Source organism: Pseudomonas sp. B3(2017) (assembly GCF_002113595.1).
Taxonomy (GTDB): Bacteria; Pseudomonadota; Gammaproteobacteria; order Pseudomonadales; family Pseudomonadaceae; genus Aquipseudomonas; species Aquipseudomonas ekonensis.
The window spans coordinates 142,451-165,364 of the sequence record NZ_NEIU01000002.1; the positions used below are offsets into that span (position 1 = coordinate 142,451).

Sequence of the window (22,914 nt, forward strand, 5' to 3'; positions counted from 1 at the left end):
TCAGAATCGGACTACGCCTCGTCCGACATCAAGTAAACAGGGTTCCTCATAGACTGCCCGCTCCACATTCAAGGAGCGAAGGCTATGGCGAACCCTGCCTACATGACCATCACCGGCAAGACACAAGGCCTCATTTCAGCGGGCTGCTCGACCCCGGAGTCCGTGGGCAACAGCTACCAATCCGCCCATACCGACGAAATCATGGTGCTTGCCTTGAGCCATGAAATGCGCCGCGACAACAACCTCGGCAAAGCCGTCCACCAACCGGTGATCATCACCAAAGCGTTGGACAAGTCCTCCCCGCTGCTGGCCCAGGCCCATTCGAACAGCGAAGAGCTGGAGTGCACGATCAGCCTGTATCGCACCTCGCCCCAAGGCCAGCAGGAAAAGTTCTATACGATCGCCCTCGACGGCGCCGTCCTCGCCGAGCTCTCGCAGGATGTGCCGCACGTCATCCTGCAGAACGACGCCCAGCCCCAGGAACAGCTGGCCATCCGTTACCGCGGCATCAGCTGGGTGCACCACATCGCCGGCACCACCGGCTGCACCTCGTGGGGCGAAATGGGTTGAGCCCACGGCCATCCGATCCCAGTGACGTGCAGGACGCCGCCGGCCGCTTGCTGGGCCAGGCCCTGACCAGCGGCGCCCGCCATCTGGCCTTCGGCATGGCGCGCGTGCGGTTCACCCAACAGGTCGCACGCTACGCCAAGCGCATCGCCGATGAAGTGGCCGCCGGCCACCTGAACCCGGAGCAAGGGATCCTGGCCCTTGCGCAGGAACAGCGGGACTTGCTGAACCAGTCCCGGGCCCTGTCGCGCAACCTCCGCCCGGCGAGGGCCAGACCGTTGTCCGCGCAGCCCGCAGCCCATTCCGACCCGCAACGCCTGCTGCGGGCCGTCCACCGGCAGAACCTGAACGTGTCGCGCCTGGCGGCGATGTCCGGCCCGTCCCCGCACCCCGTCAACGACCTACGGCTCTTCCCCAGCGAGCGCTGGCCGCAGGAAGTGCCGGCGCCTGTAGAGCCGGGGTTCTACATCGTGCCCGAAAGCCTGCCCGCCGAGGCCCTTCAGGCGCGCCTGTTCCCGTCGCCCAAGCCCAATGTCATCGCCACCTTCAAACGCCTGAATCCGCTGGAGGACGTGGTGAAGGCCGGGTCGCTGATTGTTTTGAGCGATCCGGGCAATCAGCAGTGCACCTATGAGGAATCGTTGCTGATGGAGACCGCGCGTACCGTGAGCACGGCGCTAGCACCGTTGACGGTGGAAGAGGCGGATTTCATGGCGCAGAACTACGGCATCATTCAGGGCGCACTCTCGGATCAATCGAAAGTGATTGGCGTCGTCACGGCCATAGCGGCCAATCATCTGGACGGTATAAAAAGCATTCTGAACGACATCGAGCTCTTGCATACCAATACCCTTGAGGCAAATGGGAGCCTGAATTCAAAAGACTTCAAAAAGCAGCGTGCGCAATTGCTCAAAGGTCTGGACGGCCAACTCACCCGACTCACCAGAGAAACCCTCAACCTCCCTGACTACCCAAACCTGAAAACCGCCTTAGGTATCGATAACCCACACCTGATCCATCGCTGGAGAAAGGCCGGCGGCATCAGCCAGATTCCCGGTTACGCCACTCATTTCCAGGCCGTCACCAACGCGTCGCAATACGTCAAATATGGCGGTTGGATCGGCACGGCGGTGGGAGGTAGTGCGTCGGTGATGAAGGTTCAGGAAGTTTGCGCGAATGGAAGCATCGAAGCGTGTGAAAAAGTGAAGTTCACGGAGACCGGAAGCTTTTTGGGTGGAGTGGGTGGCGGAATAGCCGCCGGCGCGCTCGTGAGTTTGAGTGCCTCAACGATCTGCGTAGGAGTTGGTCTCCCGACTGGCGGACTCGGCACTGTCCTTTGCGCTGCTCTATTGGCAGGAGTCGGAAATTATGCCGGCGGGACTTTGGGCGAGAAAGGCGGTGATCGGATCGCAGAGAAAGTATACGAGGCTGTTAAATGACCCTCCGCATTTCAGACTTAATATTTTTGTTGGTTGGCATTATAGACTTCATCGGCATATTTATTCTAATAGGGATAATGTTGTATATCGCCAAAACAAAAACCGAAACCATACTAAGCCACCTAACTAACAGCTCGATCTCAAACAAAATAATAGTACTTTGGCACGGAGGAATCCGGGGCAGAATTCGCATGATGGGCGAAGTGTTCGCCATCATGAGAAACCCAGCGATTTATATCCACACCGGAACACTTTGCGCGAAGGACTTCGAAAACTTCCCCAAAAAACTCAAGAAAGACTTAATCACCTTATACAGACTCGTTTTAATTTTTTTCGCAATGATGATGTGCCTGGGACTTGCCTCATCTGCAGATCACATGCGCGACATCGCAAAAGAGCCAATAGTGATTATGGCCATAGTGAGCTTCATAGGCCTTTTATCAGTCAATGGGATTTTGCTTTATGTCGCCAAGGAAAAGCTGGAATTAATCCTCAACAGCTTTGAAAGAAGCTCGATCACCTCGTCTCTGCTCATGTTATGGCAGTCGGGTTTAGGGGGGCGCATCTATATGTTAGGAGAGATCTTTGGCATCCTCAAAAACCCCTCACGATATATATCCCAAGGCAAAGTAAGCGCAAGAGACGTTAAGAGTTTTCCCCCAAAGCTCAAACGCGTCCTGCTTAGACTGAACCAATACCAGCGAATATTTGGTTTTACGTTCGTGGGCTTTACCTTGCTCGCCATGTCCGAACTGGTTTGAAGTCGCAGTATTCCAGCCGACCTCCTCGCTGAGGAGATCGGCCCAAGTGCAAACAATCCGACTTAAAACTCAATCCGCACATCCCCCTTCGGCACGCTGCAGCACGACAGGATGTACCCCTCGGCCTCGTCGTCCTCGGTGATCCCGCCGTTGTGGTCCATCTCCACCTCGCCGCCGAGCTTGAGCACTTTGCACGTGCCGCAGATGCCCATGCCGCAGGCCTTGGGGATCATCAGGCCGACCTTGGCCGCCGCCGCGTGCACGGTTTCGCCCGGGGCCACGCGGATGCTCTTGTCCGAGGAGGTGAACTCCACCAGGTGCAGGTCCGCCGCATCGACCGCCGGCGCTTCCGCTGCCTGTTCGGCCTGTTCCACGGCGTCGGCCTGGGCTTCCGGCGGCGTGGCGCCGAAGGACTCCTCGTGGTAGCGCTTCATGTCGTAGCCGGCGTTTTCCAGCAGACGCTTGACCGCGTTCATGTACGGCGTCGGGCCGCAGCAGAACACTTCGCGCTCCAGGAAGTCCGGCACCATCAGTTCGAGCATCTTGTGGTTCAGGTAGCCGCGGTAGCCGGCCCACGGCTCGCCCAGCCCGTGCTTCTCGCAGATCAGGTGCAGGCTGAAGTTGTCGATCCGCGAGGCCATGTGCTCCAGCTCGCGGTGGTAGATGATGTCCTTGGGCGAGCGGGCGCTGTGGATGAACGACATGTCGACGTTGCCGTTGGTGTCGTAGAACCAGCGCGCCATGGACATGCACGGGGTGATGCCGACGCCGCCGCTCAGGTACAGCACTTTCGGGCTTGGGAAGTCGATGGCGTTGAACAGCCCGACCGGCCCGTGCACCGCCAGTTCCTGGCCTTCGTGCAGGGTGTCGTGCAGCCAGTTGGAGACCTTGCCCCCCGGCACGCGCTTGATGGTCACCGAGAAGCTGTAGGGCACCGACGGCGAACTGGAGATGGTGTAGGAACGCATGATCGGCTGGCCGTCGATCTCAAGCTCCAGGGTCACGAACTGGCCCGGCTTGAAGAAGAACATGATCGGCTGGTCGGCCATGAAGCAGAACGTGCGCACATCCCAGGTTTCCTGGATGACTTTGACGCAACGGACTATGTGCCGGCCATTGGCCCAGGTCTGGGTGGTGACCGGATTCAGGAAGTTGTTGGACATGCTGTTCTCCACGGCCGACGGTCGGCCTTCATGTGGCGATTCTGCGCATGGCGCAAACCGTGCGTTTACCTATCCGCGACATTCACATGCTTATCGCGACCAGCCCCCAACCACCGGGGCTTGCGCGTCGGGATCAGATTGCGCCATGTCGCCCATGGATAAGGTTGCGGGCTGCGCCGGCCCCACACTCGGCTCCACATAACGACGATTTGCAGCACCTTGCGCAGCACACCTGATCAGCCACTTTCACCGGCCCGCAGAATGGCCTTGAGGACGAATCGATGGACACCGCAAAACTCAGCCTGGGCGATCCGCTGGAACCCGCACGCAAGGCCACCGCGCAAATGCTTCAGGAACGCGAGCGCACCTTCTCGCTGCCGCAGCCGTTCTACAGCGACGAGCGCCTGTTCGACATCGACATGCAGGAGATCTTCCAGAAGGAATGGCTGATCGCCGGCATGACTTGCGAGATCCCGGCCAAGGGCAACTACCTGACCCTGCAGATCGGCAAGAACCCGATCATCGTGATCCGCGGCGCCGAGGGCGTGGTGCATGCGTTCCACAACGTGTGCCGCCACCGCGGCTCGCGCCTGTGCACCAGCGACAAGGGCAAGGTCGCCAAACTGGTCTGCCACTACCACCAGTGGACCTACGAGCTGGACGGCCGCCTGCTGTTCGCCGGCACCGAGATGGGCGCCGACTTCGACATGAACCAGTACGGCCTCAAGCCGGTGAACGTGAAGACCGCCGGCGGCTACATCTTCATCAGCCTGGCGGAGAACCCGCCGGCCATCGACGACTTCCTGTCGACCCTGAACCACTACATGGAACCCTACGACATGGAGAACACCAAGGTGGCGGTGCAGACCACCTTGATGGAGAAGGCCAACTGGAAACTGGTGCTGGAGAACAACCGCGAGTGCTACCACTGCAACGGTTCGCACCCTGAGCTGCTCAAAACCCTGCTGGAATGGGACGACGTCACCGACCCCCGCGCCGACCAGGCGTTCAAGGACCATGTCGCCGCCTCCGCCGCCGCCTGGGAAGCCGAGAAGATCCCTTACGCCCACGCCAGCTTCGGCCTGCGCAACCGCATCGTGCGCATGCCGCTGCTCAAGGGCACCGTGTCGATGACCATGGACGGCAAGCAGGGCTGCGCCAAGCTGATGGGCCGGATCAAGAACCCGGACCTGGGCTCGATGCGCATCCTGCACCTGCCGCACTCGTGGAACCACTGCATGGGCGACCACATCATCGTGTTCACCGTGTGGCCGATCAGCGCCCAGGAAACCATGGTCACCACCAAGTGGATCGTGCACAAGGACGCGGTCGAAGGCGTGGACTACGACGTCGAGCGCATGCGCAAGGTGTGGGACGCCACCAACGACCAGGACCGGCGCCTGGCCGAAGAGAACCAGCGCGGCATCAACTCCACGGCCTACCAGCCGGGCCCGTACTCCAAGACCTACGAGTTCGGCGTGGTCAACTTCGTGGACTGGTACAGCGAGCGCATGCTGAGCAACCTCGGCGCCGAGCCTGCGCCGTACCTCAAAGGCGTGCCGGTGCAAGGCTAAAGGCAAAAGCATCGCCGGCAGGCCGGCTCCCACACGGGATCTCCGATGCACGGAGAATCCCCGGTGGGAGCCAGCCTGCTGGCGATGGGCCCCTCCCCCTCACCGCATCACCTGGATGACCACCTCACCGAGCCATCCTCACCGATGAACTCCTCGAAGATCTCCTCGCCCACCAACCGCACCCTCGCGTAACCGTTCAGCACCCGCAGCGGGTACGACGGATCCTGGGCGTTCTTGGTCTCGGAAAACAGCACCCGCGAATGCCCGTCCAGCTGGCTGGTCACCCCGTACGGAATCGCTCCGTGCCCGGCGCAGCGCGCATGCAGCCCGCCCTGGGTCGCGTAGACGATGCCGTTGTGCAGATGCCCCCAATACCAGTAGTCCGGTTCACGGCCGAGCGCATCGCAGACCGGTTGGTACAGCGCGGTCTTGTGATGCCCGGTGATGTCGAAGCCCTGGTGGTGACTGAGCACCATCAGCTTCTTGCGTTTGGGCAGGCCTTTCATCCACTCGATCTGCGGCTTGTTCAGGGTGCCGTCCATGTACAGGTTCATCACGTCGGACGCATACGCCGTGTCCAGCCCGACGATCAGCCAGTCATCGTTGTACATCGCGAAATAGCTGGTGCCCTGTTGCCCGGGGAAGCGGTGCGCCAGTTCCTTGAAGTATCCGTGGGCGCCGCTGTACATCTCGTGGTTGGAATTGAGCGTGAACGAGCCGTGGGTGCCCATCGGCCAGCCGGCCATGTCGGTGTCTTCCTGGGAGTGGGTGCCGGCGTAGTACACATCCCCCAGGTGGATGGTGAAGTCGGCATTGGCCAGTTGCATCTGGTTGGCGACCGACACCGCCGGCGCATGGCTGTTGAACGGCCCGGTGCCCCAGTCGCCGGCGATCGCCAGGGTCACGTCGCGCTCCATTTTCACCATGGCCGGGTCGGTACCGAAGGTCGCGTGATGGCGCAGGTTCTCGATCCACTTGAGCAGCGCCTCGCTCCACAGCAGATCCAGCAGTTCCCACTTGCGGCACCCCAGCAGCGTGCCGTCCTTGAGCACGCGGGTCTGCAATTGATCGGTGGACTGCGGCAGCGGCGTGGCGTTGCCGATGCGCAGGATCGACAAGCCGTGGGCCAGTTCCCACGGCACGGCCGGCTCGTCGTCCGGCAGTTCGCCGTGCTTGAGCACGTACTGCGCCTGATCGTGGCCGCGCTTGAGCAGCGTGATGATCGCCTCGAACTCCTTGGGCTCCAGCTCGCTGACCAGCTTCATCCAGGCCATTTCCATGCGCGTGAGCAAGCCGTGCAGGCGCACCTTGACCTTGTCGTACTCGTGCTTCAGATGACCGACCGCTGACATGGCGAAATCCTCTATCCGTAAGGGTTCACAGGGTTTTCATGAATTCGATCAGGGCGCGCTTGTCCACGTCCGACAGTTGCGTGCCGTACAGGTGGCCGCTGTTGTGGTTGCCCTCCAGGCGGGTGTCGTACTTGAAGTCCGCCGAGGCCTTCATCTGCGCGCCGCTGGTGACGAAGCCGACGTTGACCGGGTCGTACACGTCAGAGCCGGTGTAGAACACCTGCGGCCGTTTCTCAGGCGGCTGCAGCAGGTCCCACAGGGTCGGCACCGAACCGTTGTGCAGGTACGGCGCCCGCAGCCAGATGCCGTCGGTGGGCGTGTTGCTGTAGCTCTGGGTCTTGCGGTAGGCGCCGAAGTCGAACGGCGGTGTCTTGAAGGTGTGGAACGCGGCGACCAGCCCCGTGGTGAACGAGTCGAGGCGGTGCGGGTCGGTGCCCAACTGGTCGATGTTGGTGGTGACCTGGCCTGTGTCGGTGCGGCCGAAGTCATGGCAACCGGCGCAGTTGGTTTCCCAGATCGGTTTGCCCTGTGCGACCTTGGCCTGATCCAGCGCCCACGGCCAGACCGGCGCCTTGTGTCCGAGCAGCCAATTGGTCACGCGGTTGAAGCTGGGCGGCAGCACGGATTGCGGCGTCGCGCCCACGGCCATCGCCGCCGCGTAGTTGCGCTCGTGGATCTTGTTGTTGTTGCCGTCCCAATGCAGGTACATCGACTCGCGCGGCTTCTGGTTCCACACCTGCGGCAGGTCGACGGTGCCGATGGTCGAGTCGTCCGGGAAGCCGAACACCACCATCTTCGTCGGGTTGAAGGTGTCGGTGCGCCCCGGCCCCTGGGCCGGACGCAGTTTCTGCCAGGCGTAGGCCTGCTTCTGCTTGAGCAGCGCGGTCTTGGCCATCGGGATGATCAGGAAGCGGTTGTAGAGGCGCTCGAAGAAGCCCAGCTGGAACTTGGCGTTGATCGCCGCCATCACCGCGTCGGTGGTGAATTTCGGGTCGCTGGCGCAATCGTAGGCGAACCACTGGAACGCCTGCAGCTGCAGGGTGTTGGCCGGTGCGCTCGGCACGTTGATCGCCACGTCGCTGGCGTTGGCCCGGTAGGAGCCGGTGTGGCACAGCGCGCAGTTGGGTTCGACGGTCGGGTAGCCGATCTGCCGCTTGGCCATGCCGATGGGCAAGTCCTTGCCGTTCTCGAACAGGAAGCCGAAGACTTCCCAGCCGCCGGGTTTCGGCATCTTCTCGGGGCACATCTGCGGCAGCACGGAAAACAGGTAGTACGGGATCCGCGCCTCGATGCCCAGGCCGATGGCGGCGTACTTGTAGTGGTCTTCGTCGGAGGCGTACTCCTGCTCCGGCACCACCCGCAGCATCTGGTACCAGGTCTGGTAGCCGATGAACGCCAGCAGCGCCACGACCACGAACGTGGCCACCTTGAACCCGTGGTTCTGCCAGCGCCGGGCCCAGCCCGCCCGCCATTCCCGCCAACCGGCGCACAGCAGCGGCAGCGGCCGGTTCTCCGGGGCGCTGCCCAGGTACAGCAGGATGCCCAGGATCAGGAAGAAGCTCAGGTCGCCCATCAGCATCGGCACGAACACCGAGCCTTGGCTGCTGGTGTTGATCAGGTAGATCCAGAACGCCACGGCGATCAGCCGCGTCAGCACGCACAGCCAGGAGTGCACCACATAGCGTGGCGCGTTGAAGCCCGACGGCATGTAGAACACGCTGATGCCCACCAGCAGCATCCCGGCGTTCTCCAGCCACGGGTCGGAGAGCTGGGGCGGCAGGCCGACCACGGATGTCAGCAGCCCCGGCGCGAACAGCGCCGGGATCGCGAACACCATGTTCATCAGAATGCCGAGCCAGATGAAGCGTTGAAACCAGCGCAGATAGCTGTCCATATCATCCATTTCCTTGTGCGGATCCCGAAGGTGCAGCGCCTGATGCGCCGCCTTCGCGTGCGAGCCCGCTCCCGCAGGAGCGCGGAGCCTCACTCGGGATCTGCGCCCGGCGCAGATCCCTGTGGGAGCGGGCTTGCCCGCGAAGCGGCCGATGCGGCCCCGTCAACCGAGGGCGGTCTTCTCCAGGTGTTCAAGGATGATCGGGTACACGTCCACCACGGCGTTCTTGCCGAACATGCAGTCGATGTGACCGTAGCCCGGCACCACATGCCGGCTGTAGCGCTCCGGCCCATGCACCTTGCACACCCGCTCGTAGGTCTTGAGCGTGCTTTCCGGCAGGTAGCACTGGTTGTCGGCGCCGCTGATGAAGCAGATCGGCATGCTCAGCCGCTCGAAGTGCGGCATGTACACGTCGTGCCCCTTGAAGTCCACCAGGTGGCCCTTGCGCACGATCAGCGCCAGGTGCTCGAAGGTCTGCATGTTCGACTCGCCGAACAGCTCATGCAGGTTCTCGTGCAGGGTTTCGTTCAAGGTGTCGTGGCGGTACAGCGAGGCGTACATGAACGTGATGCGGTGACACACCGGGTTGGTGCAGTAGCCCTGGGCCTCGATCCTGGCGTAGCCGTTGAGGGCCTTGTCGTACAGCTTGTTGAACCAGTTCTCCTTGCTGTCGGCGTAGGCCGTGAGGGATTTGACGCCGATGGCGTCGAGCATGCCCGGCAGGTGCAGCCCGGCCTTGAGCCCCGTGGCGGTGGCGACCACCGTGTCGGCGGCGATCTGCGAGCAGACCACCGAGCGCACGTCCTGAAGGCCGGCCAGCAGCGACATGAAGAACGTGGTCGCGCCGTAGCAGTGCACCACGCACTGCACGTCCTTGGCCCCGGTCTCGCGGCGGATCTGGCCGATGGCGGCCTTGAAGTCGTACTGGGCGATCTGGTCGCCGTTCCATTCCTTCTTGCTCGCCGGCAGCAGGATGCTCACCCGGAAATCCAGCAGCCACACGTCGTAGTCGTGCTTGCAGAGGAACTCCAGCAGGTTGGTCTGGATGGTGTCGGTGGAGAAGATGTTCGATCCCACGCCCAGCCCGTGCACCAGCATCACCGGACCCTTGCTGCCGGCCCGGTAGCGGGTCAGGCGCAGCTGGACGCCATCCTCGGTGGGGAAGAAATGCACCTCCGGGGTCGGCGCGTCCAGCGGCCGCTTCAGCCGCGGCGGCGCATCGGGGTTGAAGTAGATGTCCCCGGCGAACACCCCGCCGTAGCTTTCCCAGAGGATCCCGGCGAAGAACTTGCCGAACCGCGCCAGGCCCTCGATGCGCTCACGCTCGTTGCGCGCGTTGAGCACTTTCATGGTGGTCATCTGCTTGGCGAAGTCCGCCGGCTTGATGTGCATCACCCCGGAGCCGATCACCTCGCCGGACTTGTCCGGCCCGCGGTACAGGGTGACGTACAGGGTGCTGGTGTCGTGCCAGATATTCAGCACGCCGTTGTCCTCCGGCACGGTCTTGAACGCGCTGAAGAAGTAGTCGTTGCCGTCCTCGGCGGTGAGCTTCATGTCGTATTTCATGTGCCGTGTGTCGACCTGCTGCTCGAACTGTTCGAACAGGTTGAACACGCCATTGCTGGCGGTCAGCGGCTCGGGCGACAGCGCCGGGGCGATCACCGTGCCGACGATCGTCGCGGCGTGCGTCGGCTCCTTGATCATCCGGTTGAGGTCGTTGGCGGTGATGGTCAGGGTGAAGTCGATCGGCGAGTTGTCCGCCTCGCCGCGCTTGGCCGCCGCCTCGTAGACTTTCAGGTCCGTGCTCTGCGCCGCGGTGAACGCCCGGGAGAAGTAGCCTTTCATGGTCTCGGTGAACTGCACGCCGAGGGTCGGCGGCGCCACTTGCTTGCGCGGCGCCGACGGCAAGGTGTAGTCGATGTGCCAGCCGCGGTCGGCGGCCAACAGGCCCATGTTGCGCTCGCTCACGGCGGAGATGGTCAGCAGCGGGTTGACCGCCAGGGAGGTGGGGATCACCGCGCCGTCGGTCACGTACAGGTTGGCGTAGACGTCGGTGCCGCTGGCGCCGCTGAACACCTGGCCCTTGTGGTTGACCACCCCTTGCGCCGCGTCCTGGCCCATCACGCAGCCGCCCAGCGGGTGCACCGACACGATGCTGTGCTTGAGCAGCTTGGTCCAGATCGGGTTCTCCACCCAGATCCCGCCCAGGGCCTTGGTGCTCTGGTGCAGGCGCTCGTTGCCGATCTTGAAGTTGTCCTGCTCGCCGACGCCGGGCCAGTCGATGCGCAGCTGATCCTTGCTGTCGAGCACCATCCGCCCCTGGCCGCTGTCGTGGCTCATGATCAGGTACGTCTGCATGTTGTGCAGCGCGCCATGGTACGGGCCGCGCAGGAAGCTTTCGGTTTCGCGTTCCTTGTATTTCACCTTGCCGCTGAAGCTGTCGTCGGTGGGTTTGCCTAGCGCTTCGGCGAACCCGGCCATCGCCGGCACCATCGGCCGGCCCAGGGCACCGGGGATCGAGCCTTCCTCGATGACCATGCGGCTGCTGACGTCGCCTTCGGTGCGCATGTCGATGATCGAGGTGATGCACGGCCCCACCGGCTTGAGTTCCTTGGCCGAGTGCGCGCCGAAGCCGATGCCGTTGACGGTCTGCTCGCAGTTGTGGCCGAAGCCAAGGATGTCGCCGTTGCCGCTCATGTTCTCGCCGAGCTGACCGGACATCACCAGCCCCTTGTCGCGCGAACGCAGCAGGATTTCGGTGGAACCCAGGGTGCCGGCGGACACCACGACGATGTCGGCCTTGACGAACAGGGTCGGCGCCGAGAACTTCTCGCGGCCGCTGTCCAGGTACTGGAAGTGCACGATCCAGCCGTCGCCGTCGCGCTCCAGGTGCCGCACCTGGGCCTGGCAGAAGATCTCCGCGCCGTGGTTCCAGGCGTCCGGCAGGTAGTTCATCAGCGTGGTGTTCTTGGCCTTGTTGTTGCAGCCCGACACGCAGTCGCCGCAGTGGTTGCACGGCAGCTGCTCGACGCCGACATGGTTGGTGTTGTTGGGCAGCTTGTCGAAGGTCACGTTGATCGGCGGCTTGTAGAAATGCGCGCCCTGCTTGAGGAAATCGGCGGACTTCTTGTTGGCGTCGAGCTTGGGCAGATTCGGTGCGGAGGCGGGGTAAGGGTTGGGCTTGAGCATCTCGCGGGCCCGGGCGTAGCCGTCCTTGAGCAGGGTGTCGCGGTGCGCGCGCACTTCCGCCGGCCAGCGCGGATCCTCGAACACGCCCGGCTCAGGCTCCAGCGAGACGTTGGCGTTGATCAGCGACGTGCCGCCCAGGCCGCAGCCGACCACCACGTTCTGCTGGGCGTTGACGTGCAGGTCGAACAGCCCGGTGCGCGAGCCGATGTGGCCGTCGGGGTCGTGCACCTGCAGCTCTTCGGTGGCGGCGATCATGGTGTTGGGGTACTCGCCGGGGCGGATTTCCCGGCCGCGCTCCAGCAGGCAGACCTTCTTGCCGGCCCGGGACAGGCGCGAGGCGGCAATGCCGCCGCCGTACCCCGAACCGATGACGATCACGTCGTAGTGTTCCTTGATCTCACTGATGGGCGTTGCGATCCGTGACATGGGTAGGTTCCTCTCTCAGGCTGACGGGGCAACTCTGCGGCTGCCTGCGATCATGGGGCGAACGGCACCTGGCCTCCGGACGGAGCCGGCGGCAGTACGGCGATTTGGGCAGTGGGCATTGCAAAAGCGCTAAAGACGGGCGCGCTGGTTGGCGGCGCGGCGCAGCGTGCGTTTGCGCGGCCGGGGTGCCGGCCACGCAGTGCGCGGCACACAGGGAACGGGGAGCGGGCGGGGTGAATGGCTATCCATCACGGCGTTCTCCCTGAACCGGATGTGGATAAGTGACGGCTGTCCTTGTGCCATTGGAGTGAAGACAGCCGCCGGATCGAAGTCAAGGCAGGCCCTTAGAACTGTATGAAATCTGATCAATTGCCGTTTGGACTAAGCCCGGCGGGCCTTTCGCGGTTTGGCGAACAAGTTATCCACATGACCACCCACAGCAAATGGGGACAACTGGGGACAACCCGGACGGAAACGGGGGCTTGCGGCGGGGAAAAACCGTGGATTTTTCAGGACGATACGCGAGCGTACGCAATGATCATTTTTTGATCAGATCATTGCAAGCCACGCAGAACGTGGCTTGCAGCGTATGGCAAACACCTTATCCACAGAAGCGCCAACAGAGTTCGGGGGTAACTTTGAGATCGCTGTGGAAAAGCGCCCAGGCTGTTGAATAAACCTGCCATTGAAGGCGTTTTGTGTCGGCGAAGGCTGAATTGAACGTTTTTTGATCAGCGCCTTGCAAGCCACGTTCTGCGGGGCTTTCAGCCGAGAGCGAACATCTTATCCACAAAAGGGCCAACAGAGATTGGGGGAAACTTTCGTCGGCCGTCATGGGAAAAAGGCCGAAAAAACCGTGACTTAGGCTGATCGTTTTTTGATCGCAGGGCTGCAGGGCTTGATTGGCGTGGGGTCTGGGGAGGGGTGAACATGTTATCCACAGAATCGCCAACAGGGATTGTGGGTAAAGCCTGTGGGAGCAAATGTCTCGTCGGCCGCAACGCCAGCAGGCTGGCTCCCACAATTTTCAGCTGCACCACAACCCCTGTGGGAGCCAGCCTGCTGGCGATGGCGTCAGTGAGAGCGCCACTGCGCCCCCAGGGGATTCAGCGAACCACTCCCTCTTCGATCAACAGCTTGAGGATCGCCTCGGCCCCCGCCTGGGCACTGACGCCCTTGAGCACCTGTCCACCCCCGCCGCTGGCCTTGGCCGTGGCGGCCTTCATCCGGTCGGCGCCGCTCTTGGCCTTGATCACCTTCAGCCGCTTCGGGCGCGGCTTGGCCGGTTGCAGCGTCGCTGCCGCCAACAGGCCGTCGTCCACCACTTCGACGTCTTCAGGTTGCAGCACACCGCGCCGGGCCGGCCCGTAGGCGCTTTGCCGCGGCTTGGGCGCGGCGTTATCCACAGTGGCCAGAAACGGCAGGCGCACCTTCAGCCGCCGCCGCTGCCCGCGCGGCAGCGCTTGCAGCACCAGCGCCGAGCCGCCGTCGATCGATTCGACCTGCGCCAGCCCCACCACCAGCGGCCAGCCCAGCCCTTCGGCCAGCAGGAACGGCAGCATCCCCGAACCTTCGCCGGTTTCCGCCTGGCTGCCGGTGAGCACCACCTGGGCCCCGGCCCCGCGCAGGTAGTCGGTCAGCGCCGGCAGCGCGTCCGCCCCCGCCGGTTGCTCCAGCACGTGCATCTGCTCCAGGCCCATGCCCAGGTAGGCGCGCAGCGCAGGCTCGGCGATGTCGCCGGCGTGCAGCACTTGCAGGCCGTCCCCGGCCAGTTGCAGGCCCAGCTCCACGGCCCGGGCGTCCTGCTCGGCGCGGCGCGGCCGGCCCGAGGTCGGGTGGGCGCCGATTGAAACCAGACTGATGACTTTCGCGTTCATGACCCTTTCCTCAAGCCGCATCACGTTTGGCGCCGTTGCGCCAGGCTTCCACCGCCGCGATCAAGGCCTGCAGGACCTCGGCGCTCTCGCCGATCACCGACAGGTCGGCGCGCTTGATCATGTCGCAGCCGGCGTCGAGGTTGATCGCCACCACCTTGTCGCAGGCACCGATGCCTTGCAGGTGCTGGATCGCCCCGGAAATCCCCACCGCCACGTACACCCGGGCGGTGACCCAGGTGCCGGACGCGCCGACCTGACGGTCGCGGGACATGAAGCCATCGTCCACCGCCACCCGCGAAGCGCCTTCGGTGGCGCCGAGGGCGGCGGCCGTCCTGTGGAAAAGATCCCAGTCCTTGACCCCGTTGCCGCCGGAGAAAATGAACTCCGCCTCGGCCATCGGGATCGCCGCCGGATCCACCGCCACCGCGCCCAGATCCTCAATGCGCGACAGGCTGCGGGCAACGCTTGTGGATAACTCCACCGGCAACGCTTCGTGGCGGGTCTCGCTGACCGGCTCGGCGCATTCGGCCGAGGCCAGGATCAGCCGCGCCAGCGGCCGGACGAGGTCCTGCAGGCCTGCCCCGGCGCGGCCGGTGCATTCCTGATCCTTGACTTGCCACACACGCGTCGCCGGGCGTTCGCCCAGGGCTGCGGCAAAGCGCCGGCCCAGTTCGCCGCCGCCGCTGCGGCTGTCGGGCAGCAGCCAGTGGCGCGGAGCGAACTGGTTATCCACAGCCCGCAGGCCCTGCACCCGTTGCTCCGGTGCATAACCGTTGAATTGCTCGCCTTCGAGCACCAGCAGGCGGTCGACGCCCGCCGTGGCGAAGGCGCTTTCCTTGTGCTCGCCGAACACCACCGCCAGCACCGCGCCGTCCTGGCCGGCCAACTGACGGGCCAGGCCCAGCAGGTCGCGGTCGTGGCTGCTCAGGCGGCCGCCGACCATGTCCGGCACCACGCTGATGTAGAACGCCGGTGTCGGCACCTGGTGCAGCGGCAACTGTACTTCCACGGCGGCCGAGCGCTTGGCCGCCCCGCCCTGCTGGGCACCGCTGCGGTCGATGCGCTTGATGCCGTTGGGGCCGATGAAGCCGACGCCGTGGGGGTTCTTGCGGACGATCCCGTGGGGGCCCATCCAGCTGTGCTGCGCCGGTTGCATGGCTGCGTGCAGCGGATGCAGACGGTTGCGTGCGATCCATTCGGCGCGCGGATCGCGGCGGATAATGTCGCTCATCAGTGGGCCTCCGCAGGTTCACGTTTGGCCGGGGCGGCGGGCTTGCCCGAGGCGGACTCCTCCAGCAGCGCGTCGGCCACCAGCTCAGCGATGTCCTTGATCAAAGGACGCGGTTCGACCACGCCTTCGAGCATCGCCGTGCACTGCGGACAACCCACGGCCACCAGGGCAGCGCCGGTTTCGCGGATGTCTTCCATGCGCATGTCGGGGATCCGCTGCTTGCCCGGAATGTCGGTGATCGGCGCCCCGCCACCGCCGCCGCAGCAGCGCGAACGGAAGCCGGAACGCTGCATTTCCTTGACCTCGATGCCCAGGGCCCGCAGCACCTGGCGCGGCGCTTCGTACTCGCCGTTGTAGCGGCCCAGATAGCACGGGTCGTGATAGGTCACGCTGTCGCCCTTGTGCTGGCCCAGGTTCAGCGCGCCGTCGCCGATCAGTTCCGCCATGTAGGTGCTGTGGTGCTGCACCAGATAGTTGCCGTCGAAGGCGCCGTACTCGTTCTTCAGCACGTGGAAGCTGTGCGGGTCGCAGGTGACGATGCGGTTGAAGCGGTACTTGGCCAGGGTCTGGATGTTGCGCTTGGCGAGCAGTTGGAATGTCGCCTCGTCGCCCAGGCGCCGGGCCACGTCGCCGCTGTCGCGCTCTTCGAGGCCCAGCACGGCGAAGTCGATCTTCGCCGCCTTCAGCACCTTGACGAAGGCGCGCAGGGTGCGCTGGTTGCGCATGTCGAAGGCACCGTCGCCGACCCAGAACAGCACGTCGGTGGATTTCTTCTCGCCGAGCACGTCGAGGTTCAGGTCCGCCGCCCAGTTCATCCGCCCGCCCGGGGCGAAACCGCCGGGGTTGTCGGTGGCGATCAGGTTCTCCAGGACCTCGGCGCCCTTGTTCGGGGTCGCACCCTTTTCGAGGGTCAGGTGACGGCGCATGTCGACGATGGCATCGACGTGCTCGATCATCATCGGGCATTCCTCGACGCAGGCGCGGCAGGTGGTGCACGACCACAGGGTCTCGGCGTCCACCAGGCCGTTGACGATCGGCTGGTGCGGGTTGCCCGAATGCTCGCCGACGGGTTTGCCCGGATACGGGCTGCCGGCGAACTTCGCGTCGCTGCCGCCGGCCAGGCCGACGACCATGTCCTGGATCAGCTTTTTCGGGTTCAGCGGCTGGCCGGCGGCGAACGCCGGGCACGCCGCTTCGCACTTGCCGCACTGCACGCAGGCGTCGAAGCCGAGCAATTGGTTCCAGGTGAAATCCTTCGGTTTCTCCACGCCCAGCGGCGCATCCGGATCGTTGAGGTCCAGCGGCTTGAGGCCGGTGGAGCGACCGCCGCCGAAGCGTTCGGCGCGGCGGTGCCAGGCCAGGTGCAGGGCACCGGCGAAGGCGTGTTTCATCGGTCCGCCCCAGGTCATGCCGAAGAACAGCTCCGACACGCCCCACAGCACACCGACGCCCAGGATGGCCGCCAGCACCCAGCCGCCGAAGTCCTGCGGCAGGATGCCGGCCACCGGCAAGGTCACCAGGAAGAACGAGGCCGAGAACGCCAGCAGGCTTTTCGGCAGGCGCATCCACGGGCCTTTGGACAGGCGCGACGGCGGGTCGAGCCGACGGCGGTAGACGAACACCGCGCCGACGAACATCACGGCTGTCATCAGCAGCAGCGCGTAGCCGAGGATGCGGTTGTGCAGGCCGAAGCCGTGCACCAGGATCGCCAGCACGATGGACGCCACCGCCCCGCCCGCCGTGGCGACGTGGGTGTTGGCGATGTATTTGTCCCGCGCCACCACGTGGTGCAGGTCGACCATGTAGCGCTTGGGCATGGCGAACAGGCCGCCGATCAGGTCGACCTTCGAGGCACGGCCCCGGCGCCACATGGCCACCCGCCGCAACGCGCCCAACACCGCGAGGGCGATGGCCGCGAACAGCAGGATCGGAAGAAGGGTGTTCAACATGGTGAAGCTCCCACCAGTACAGCCTGGAGAAACACGGTCTGCGGTTACTGTGGGAGCGGGCTTGCCCGCGAATGCATTCTGTCAGTCACATTTTCATCGACTGATCCACCGCTATCGCGGGCAAGCCCGCTCCCACAGGGTTGTGTGCAAGTCTTCAGAAGTCCTTGCACAGCCGCAGCGCGTCATAGATCGCCGCATGGGTGTTGCGCTGGGCCACGCAGTCGCCGATGCGGAACAGCAGGTAGCCGTCCCCCGCCTGGCTCAGCGATGGCTGCGGCTGGATCGCAAACAGCGCCTCGACGTCGATCTGGCCCTTGTTGCGCGAGCCTTCCTTGAGCGCGTAGTAGATTTCTTCGTCCGGGCGCACGCCGTTCTCGACGACCACCTGATCCACCACCCGCTCTTCCTTGGCGCCGGTGTATTCGTTCTCCAGCACCGCCACCAGCTTGTCGCCCTCGCGGTAGACCTTCTCCAGCATCATGTCGCCGGTCATGATCACTTCCTTGGGGTACATGCTGCGGTAGTAGGTCGGGAACGACGTGCCGCCGATGGCCACGCCCGGCTTGATGTCGTCGGTGACGATCTCGACCTGGCTGCCCTTGTCGGCGAGGAAGTCGGCGACCGACATCCCGGTGAACTCGCAGATGGTGTCGTAGACCAGCACGTTCTTGCCCGGCGCGACCTTGCCGTCGAGCACGTCCCAGCTGCTGACCACCAGCCCTTCGGCGGCGCCCCAGTGCTCGTTCTGCTCCAGGTACGGATGGCCGCCGACGGCGAGCACCACGATGTCCGGACGCAGATCCATGATGGTCGGCGCATCCGCCGCCACGCCCAGGCGCAGGTCGACTTTCAGGCGCGCCAGCTCCAGCTGGAACCAGCGGGTGATGCCGGCGATCTGGTCACGCTGCGGCGCCTTGGCCGCCGTGGTGATCTGGCCGCCGATGAATTCCTTCTTCTCGAACAGGGTCACGTCGTGGCCGCGCTCGGCCGCCACCCGGGCGGCTTCCATCCCTGCCGGGCCGGCACCGACGATCACCACCTTGCGTTTCGGCCCTGCCGACTTCTCGATGATGTGCGGCACGCCCATGTATTCGCGGGAGGTCGCGGCGTTCTGGATGCACAGCACGTCCAGGCCCTGGTACTGGCGGTCGATGCAGTAGTTGGCGCCCACGCACTGCTTGATCTGGTCGACCTGGCCCATCTTGATCTTGGCGATCAGGTGCGGGTCGGCGATGTGAGCGCGGGTCATGCCGACCATGTCCACGTAGCCGCCTTCGAGGATGCGGGTGGCCTGGTTCGGGTCCTTGATGTTCTGCGCGTGCAGCACCGGCACCTTGACCACTTCCTTGATCCCGGCCGCCAGGTGCAGGAAAGGCTCCGGCGGGTAGCTCATGTTGGGGATCACGTTGGCCAGGGTGTTGTGGGTGTCGCAGCCCGAGCCGACCACGCCGATGAAATCGAGCATGCCGGTGTCGTCGTAGTACTTGGCGATCTGCTTCATGTCCTCGTGGGACAGGCCGTCCGGGTGGAACTCGTCGCCGCAGATGCGCATGCCCACGCAGAAGTCGTCGCCGACCTCGGCGCGCACGGCCTTGAGCACTTCCAGGCCGAACTTCATGCGGCCCTCGAAGGTGCCGCCCCATTCGTCGGTGCGCTTGTTGACCCGCGGGCTCCAGAACTGGTCGATCATGTGCTGGTGCACCGCCGACAGCTCGACGCCGTCCAGGCCGCCGGCCTTGGCCCGGCGCGCGGCCTGGGCGTAGTTGCCGATCACCCGCCAGATCTCTTCCGGCTCGATGGTCTTGCAGGTGGCGCGGTGCACCGGTTCGCGGATGCCCGACGGCGACATCAGGGTCGGCCAGTTGTAGCCGTCCCAGCGGGAGCGGCGGCCCATGTGGGTAATCTGGATCATGATCTTGGCGCCATGCTTGTGCATGGCGTCGGCCAGGTTCTGGAAGTGCGGGATGATCCGGTCGGTGGACAGGTTCACCGAACTCCACCACTGCTGCGGGCTGTCGATGGCCACCACCGACGAACCGCCGCAGATCGCCAGGCCGATGCCGCCCTTGGCTTTCTCTTCGTAGTACTTGACGTAGCGCTCGGTGGTCATGCCCCCGTCAGTCGCATAGACCTCGGCGTGCGCGGTGCTGAGCACGCGGTTGCGGATGGTCAGTTTACCGATCTGGATCGGCTGGAACATTGCTTCGAAAGCCATGGCGGATTCCTCGACTTACAACGGCTTGACGGTGAACAGGCCGTCGTCGTGGCCTTCTTCGGAACCGCCGTAGACCTGCTCGGCCACGGTGCGGATCTTGCTGCCGCGGGCGGCGAGGATCTGGTCCATGGCACCTGCGAACCAGCCGGTGAACATGTAGTCGACCTTGCGCCCGACCTTGCCGTACACGTAGACGAACGCCGAGTGTTCGAGCTTGACGCTGGCGGTGCCCTTGTCGAGGTCGATGTCCTGGATCTTGAACAGGCCCCAGCCGCGCTGCGACAGGCGCTTCATGTAGTGCTCGAACACTGCGACGCCTTCCAGGCCGTGGCATTCGGCTTCTTTCTCGCACCAGTGCCAGGCGGACTTGTAGCCGGCCTTGTAGAGGATCTCGGCATAGGCTTCGGCGCCCAGCACTTCCTCGATGCCCATGTGGTTGTTGACGAAGAAATGGCGCGGCACATACAGCATCGGCAGGGCGTCGGACGTCCAGACACCGGTCTCGCTGTCGACTTCGATTGGCAATTGCGGGGCGATCTTGGCCATGGAAACTTAACTCCAGAAAAATTTTGGTGTTGCCCCCGGCGCGGACGGCCGGGGGAAAGTATTCGGGAAGCGGCTTACTCGCCCCAGACGTCCTTGAGGACGTTCACCCAGTTCTCGCCCATGATCTTGCGCACCACCCGCTCGGAGTGGCCGCGCTTGAGCAGGGTTTCGGTCAGGTTCGGGAACTCGCCGACGGTGCGGATGCCCAGCGGGTTGATGATCTTGCCGAAGTTGGTCAGGCGGCGGGCGTAGCCCTTGTCGTGGGTCAGGTACTCGAAGAAGTCCTGGCCGTGGCCCTGGGTGAAGTCGGTGCCGATGCCGATGGCGTCTTCGCCGACGATGTTCATGGTGTATTCGATGGCTTCGGCGTAGTCGTCGATGGTCGAATCGATGCCCTTGGCCAGGAACGGCGCGAACATGGTCACGCCGACGAAGCCGCCGTGGTCGGCGATGAACTTCAGTTCCGCATCGGACTTGTTGCGCGGGTGCTCCTTGAGCCCCGACGGCAGGCAGTGGGAATAGCAGACCGGCTTCTTCGATTCGAGGATGACTTCCTCGCTGGTCTTGGAGCCGACGTGGGACAGGTCGCACATCACACCGGCGCGGTTCATCTCGGCGACGATCTCGCGGCCGAAGCCCGACAGACCGCCGTCGCGTTCGTAGCAGCCGGTGCCCACCAGGTTCTGGGTGTTGTAGCACATCTGCACGATGCCCACGCCCAGCTGCTTGAACACCTCGACGTAGCCGATCTGGTCCTCATAGGCGTGGGCGTTCTGGAAGCCGAAGAGGATGCCGGTCTTGCCCAGCTCCTTGGCCTTGCGGATGTCGGCGGTGGTGCGCACCGGCATCACCAGGTCGCTGTTCTCGCGGATCAGCTTCTGGCTGGCGGCGATGTTGTTGACCGTGGCCTGAAAGCCCTCCCACACCGACACGGTGCAGTTGGCCGCCGTCAGACCGCCCTTGCGCATGTCTTCGAACAGCTCGCGGTTCCATTTGGCAATGATCAGACCGTCGATAACGATGCTGTCGGCGTGTAGTTCGGCTGGGCTCATCAGGCTGTCCCCTTATTGGCGATTCCTGCGCCGAATCGTCTGCCGGCGCTTTGGGGCCAGCATATGCCTAGGGCCCGGGTCGTTCCGGTGCAAAAACGACAGGGGAATCACCGAAAGCGTCAATCCGCGACAAAGGGTCGCCGACCGGCCCGACCGGCCACCTGTTCAAGGCCGCGAGCTTGAGCCAGAATCTTGCGCATCTCGCACACACCACTGGATTAGAGCGGCGACCCCAATGAAATCGATCTTCCTGGCCCTGGCCCTGATTGCGACCGGCGCACACGCCGCCGAAGAGTCCGACAGCAACCCGTGCGACGCGGTGGAAAACGACGTCCAGACCCTGGAATGCTCCACCTACAGCCGCACCACCGCCGAAGACCTGCTCAAGGACAACTACAAGAGCCTGAACGAGCGCATGCAGACCGCCTACGGCAAGAACGCCGGGCAACTGGCCGACATCACCGCCAAGCTCAAGTCCGCCCAGCAGCAATGGCTCAAGACCCGCGACGCCGACTGCGCCGTCGAGGCCTTCCCGGCCACCGAAGGCAGCAAGGCGTTCAAGATCGCGCAGAACGACTGCGTGGCGCGGATGAGCGACGAGCGGTCGGAGTTTCTGGAGTCGATCGGGCAGGAGTGAGGCCGGTTCCTGCGCCTGCGGCGCGGGAACCGTGCGTCCCTCAGGGCGCCATGAAAGGCGATTTGAAGGGGCGTTTGTGCAACTGCTTGACCGGCGAGTATTCGTAGCCCAGATCCTGAATGTTCAAGACATGCCTCACCGTCCTTGTCCAGGGCGCGAGCGCATCATCGATGTTGTGGCCGGGCGGCCCCTCCATGACCGGCGCGTAATGGGGCGCCCACTGCGGGTGGTCCAGTGCCATCTGCGCCTGCCACTCGGCCCAGACCTTGTCGATGAAGCAATGGTGCAGGAAAAACACCGGATCTTCAGGCGAAGTCATGGCCAACATGTTGCCACCTATCCACAGGTGGACGCGGTTGTGCAATTGCGAACCGGCAGTGGTGACCTGCGGATCGCCCCGCCGCGTGACCCACCCTTCCAACCGGTTGCGGAACCCTCGGGTATACGGCCCGGAATCGTAAGGCGGTGTGTCGTACAGCCACTCGTCCATCGCCATTTGCACATCGGCAAGCGTCGGCAGTGATGCGACTGAAACACCGAACTGACGCTTGAGGCCAGGTTCCGTCTCTCCATTTTCGGGATAGGCTGGAACCGGCCAGTTTCCGTACTGATGGGCAAAGGGCCCCGTCTGCACCCGGTCATGATCGCCGCGGTCTCCATTGCCGCCCATCCATAGCTCTGACCAGATCGGCGAGTTCTCCGGGTCGTCGGCGTCTTCGGTCCAATCCCAGTACGGCAAGGCGACATCGGGGCTGACGGTGCGCAAGTCAGACTCGAACTGCATCAGCATTTCCCGGTGCCAAGGCAGAAACGCCGGACCAAGGTGCGCGCCGTTCCGGTACTCGGGATCCTGCGGCTGCACCATCATTTCGTGATGCCAATGCACATAACGGTCATAGCGCCCTATTCGTTTGAGCTCCAGAACAGCCCTGATGTAGTCCGAACGCTCCTCGAACGTCAGCGAACGAACGTTTTTCCTGATGATCATGGCACGACTCCTTTGCCTGAGGCAGCTTTCGGCCGAAGGTGGCTTCACGCCAAT

At 63.9% G+C, this 22,914-nt stretch carries 16 protein-coding genes; 5 read left to right on the forward strand and 11 right to left on the reverse strand.

Annotated elements, in window-relative coordinates; translation table 11 throughout:
• Positions 1 to 84 precede the first annotated feature (84 nt).
• The 3 genes from CAG33_RS03260 to CAG33_RS03270 are packed head-to-tail and all read left to right on the forward strand — an operon-like array spanning position 85 to position 2,767.
• Complete coding sequence (locus CAG33_RS03260) at positions 85 to 570, forward strand: Hcp family type VI secretion system effector (protein ID WP_085636911.1); 486 nt, start codon at positions 85 to 87, stop codon at positions 568 to 570.
• A 26-nt stretch (positions 571 to 596) separates the two neighbouring features.
• Entirely contained in the window at positions 597 to 2,006 is a 1,410-nt protein-coding gene (locus tag CAG33_RS03265) for a hypothetical protein (protein WP_256576713.1), read from the forward strand.
• Entirely contained in the window at positions 2,003 to 2,767 is a 765-nt protein-coding gene (locus CAG33_RS03270; protein WP_085636917.1) for a hypothetical protein, read from the forward strand. Before CAG33_RS03265 ends, CAG33_RS03270 begins: the two co-directional genes overlap by 4 nt.
• Positions 2,768 to 2,829: 62 nt before the next feature.
• Here the strand turns inward: CAG33_RS03270 and gbcB are convergent, their stop codons facing one another.
• On the reverse strand, positions 2,830 to 3,930 hold the full coding sequence (gene gbcB, locus CAG33_RS03275) for a glycine-betaine demethylase subunit GbcB (protein WP_085586806.1): 1,101 nt from the start codon (positions 3,928 to 3,930) through the stop codon (positions 2,830 to 2,832).
• Between the two features lie 281 nt (positions 3,931 to 4,211).
• Here gbcB and gbcA point away from each other — a divergent pair, with 281 nt between their 5' ends.
• Positions 4,212 to 5,504 (forward strand): glycine-betaine demethylase subunit GbcA, encoded by a 1,293-nt coding sequence (gene gbcA, locus CAG33_RS03285; protein WP_085586769.1) that lies wholly within the window; start codon positions 4,212 to 4,214, stop codon positions 5,502 to 5,504.
• Between the two features lie 107 nt (positions 5,505 to 5,611).
• Here gbcA and CAG33_RS03290 read toward each other — a convergent pair whose 3' ends face one another.
• From CAG33_RS03290 to CAG33_RS03330, 9 genes are all read right to left on the reverse strand, one after another.
• Positions 5,612 to 6,856 carry a metallophosphoesterase gene (locus CAG33_RS03290; protein WP_085636920.1) on the reverse strand — a complete coding sequence of 415 codons (1,245 nt, stop codon included), beginning with the start codon at positions 6,854 to 6,856 and terminating at the stop codon, positions 5,612 to 5,614.
• A gap of 25 nt (positions 6,857 to 6,881) precedes the next feature.
• Entirely contained in the window at positions 6,882 to 8,750 is a 1,869-nt protein-coding gene (locus CAG33_RS03295) for a hypothetical protein (protein WP_085636923.1), read from the reverse strand.
• 162 nt (positions 8,751 to 8,912) lie between these two features.
• Positions 8,913 to 12,365 (reverse strand): GMC oxidoreductase, encoded by a 3,453-nt coding sequence (locus CAG33_RS03300; RefSeq protein ID WP_085636926.1) that lies wholly within the window; start codon positions 12,363 to 12,365, stop codon positions 8,913 to 8,915.
• 1,106 nt (positions 12,366 to 13,471) lie between these two features.
• On the reverse strand, positions 13,472 to 14,242 hold the full coding sequence (locus CAG33_RS03305; protein WP_085580647.1) for an electron transfer flavoprotein subunit beta: 771 nt from the start codon (positions 14,240 to 14,242) through the stop codon (positions 13,472 to 13,474).
• A gap of 10 nt (positions 14,243 to 14,252) precedes the next feature.
• Positions 14,253 to 15,473 (reverse strand): electron transfer flavoprotein subunit alpha/FixB family protein, encoded by a 1,221-nt coding sequence (locus CAG33_RS03310; protein WP_085629996.1) that lies wholly within the window; start codon positions 15,471 to 15,473, stop codon positions 14,253 to 14,255.
• A complete protein-coding gene (gene dgcB, locus CAG33_RS03315; protein ID WP_085580651.1) occupies positions 15,473 to 17,422 on the reverse strand; it encodes a dimethylglycine demethylation protein DgcB in 1,950 nt (649 codons plus the stop codon). The genes CAG33_RS03310 and dgcB overlap by 1 nt, the downstream gene beginning before the upstream one ends.
• Before the next feature lie 154 nt (positions 17,423 to 17,576).
• Complete coding sequence (dgcA, locus tag CAG33_RS03320; RefSeq protein ID WP_085580653.1) at positions 17,577 to 19,637, reverse strand: dimethylglycine demethylation protein DgcA; 2,061 nt, start codon at positions 19,635 to 19,637, stop codon at positions 17,577 to 17,579.
• Positions 19,638 to 19,652: 15 nt separating this feature from the next.
• The gene (locus CAG33_RS03325) at positions 19,653 to 20,183 is read right to left on the reverse strand and encodes a DUF5943 domain-containing protein (protein ID WP_003228980.1); all 531 of its coding nucleotides are present in this window, start codon (positions 20,181 to 20,183) and stop codon (positions 19,653 to 19,655) included.
• A gap of 74 nt (positions 20,184 to 20,257) precedes the next feature.
• Positions 20,258 to 21,235, reverse strand: coding sequence for a dipeptidase (locus tag CAG33_RS03330; protein WP_085580657.1), 978 nt, complete (start codon positions 21,233 to 21,235; stop codon positions 20,258 to 20,260).
• Positions 21,236 to 21,470: 235 nt separating this feature from the next.
• Between CAG33_RS03330 and CAG33_RS03335 the strand changes: the two genes are divergently transcribed.
• Positions 21,471 to 21,872, forward strand: coding sequence for a lysozyme inhibitor LprI family protein (locus tag CAG33_RS03335; protein ID WP_085630432.1), 402 nt, complete (start codon positions 21,471 to 21,473; stop codon positions 21,870 to 21,872).
• A 40-nt stretch (positions 21,873 to 21,912) separates the two neighbouring features.
• Here the strand turns inward: CAG33_RS03335 and CAG33_RS03340 are convergent, their stop codons facing one another.
• The gene (locus tag CAG33_RS03340) at positions 21,913 to 22,860 is read right to left on the reverse strand and encodes a tyrosinase family protein (RefSeq protein ID WP_085636929.1); all 948 of its coding nucleotides are present in this window, start codon (positions 22,858 to 22,860) and stop codon (positions 21,913 to 21,915) included.
• Positions 22,861 to 22,914 lie beyond the last annotated feature (54 nt).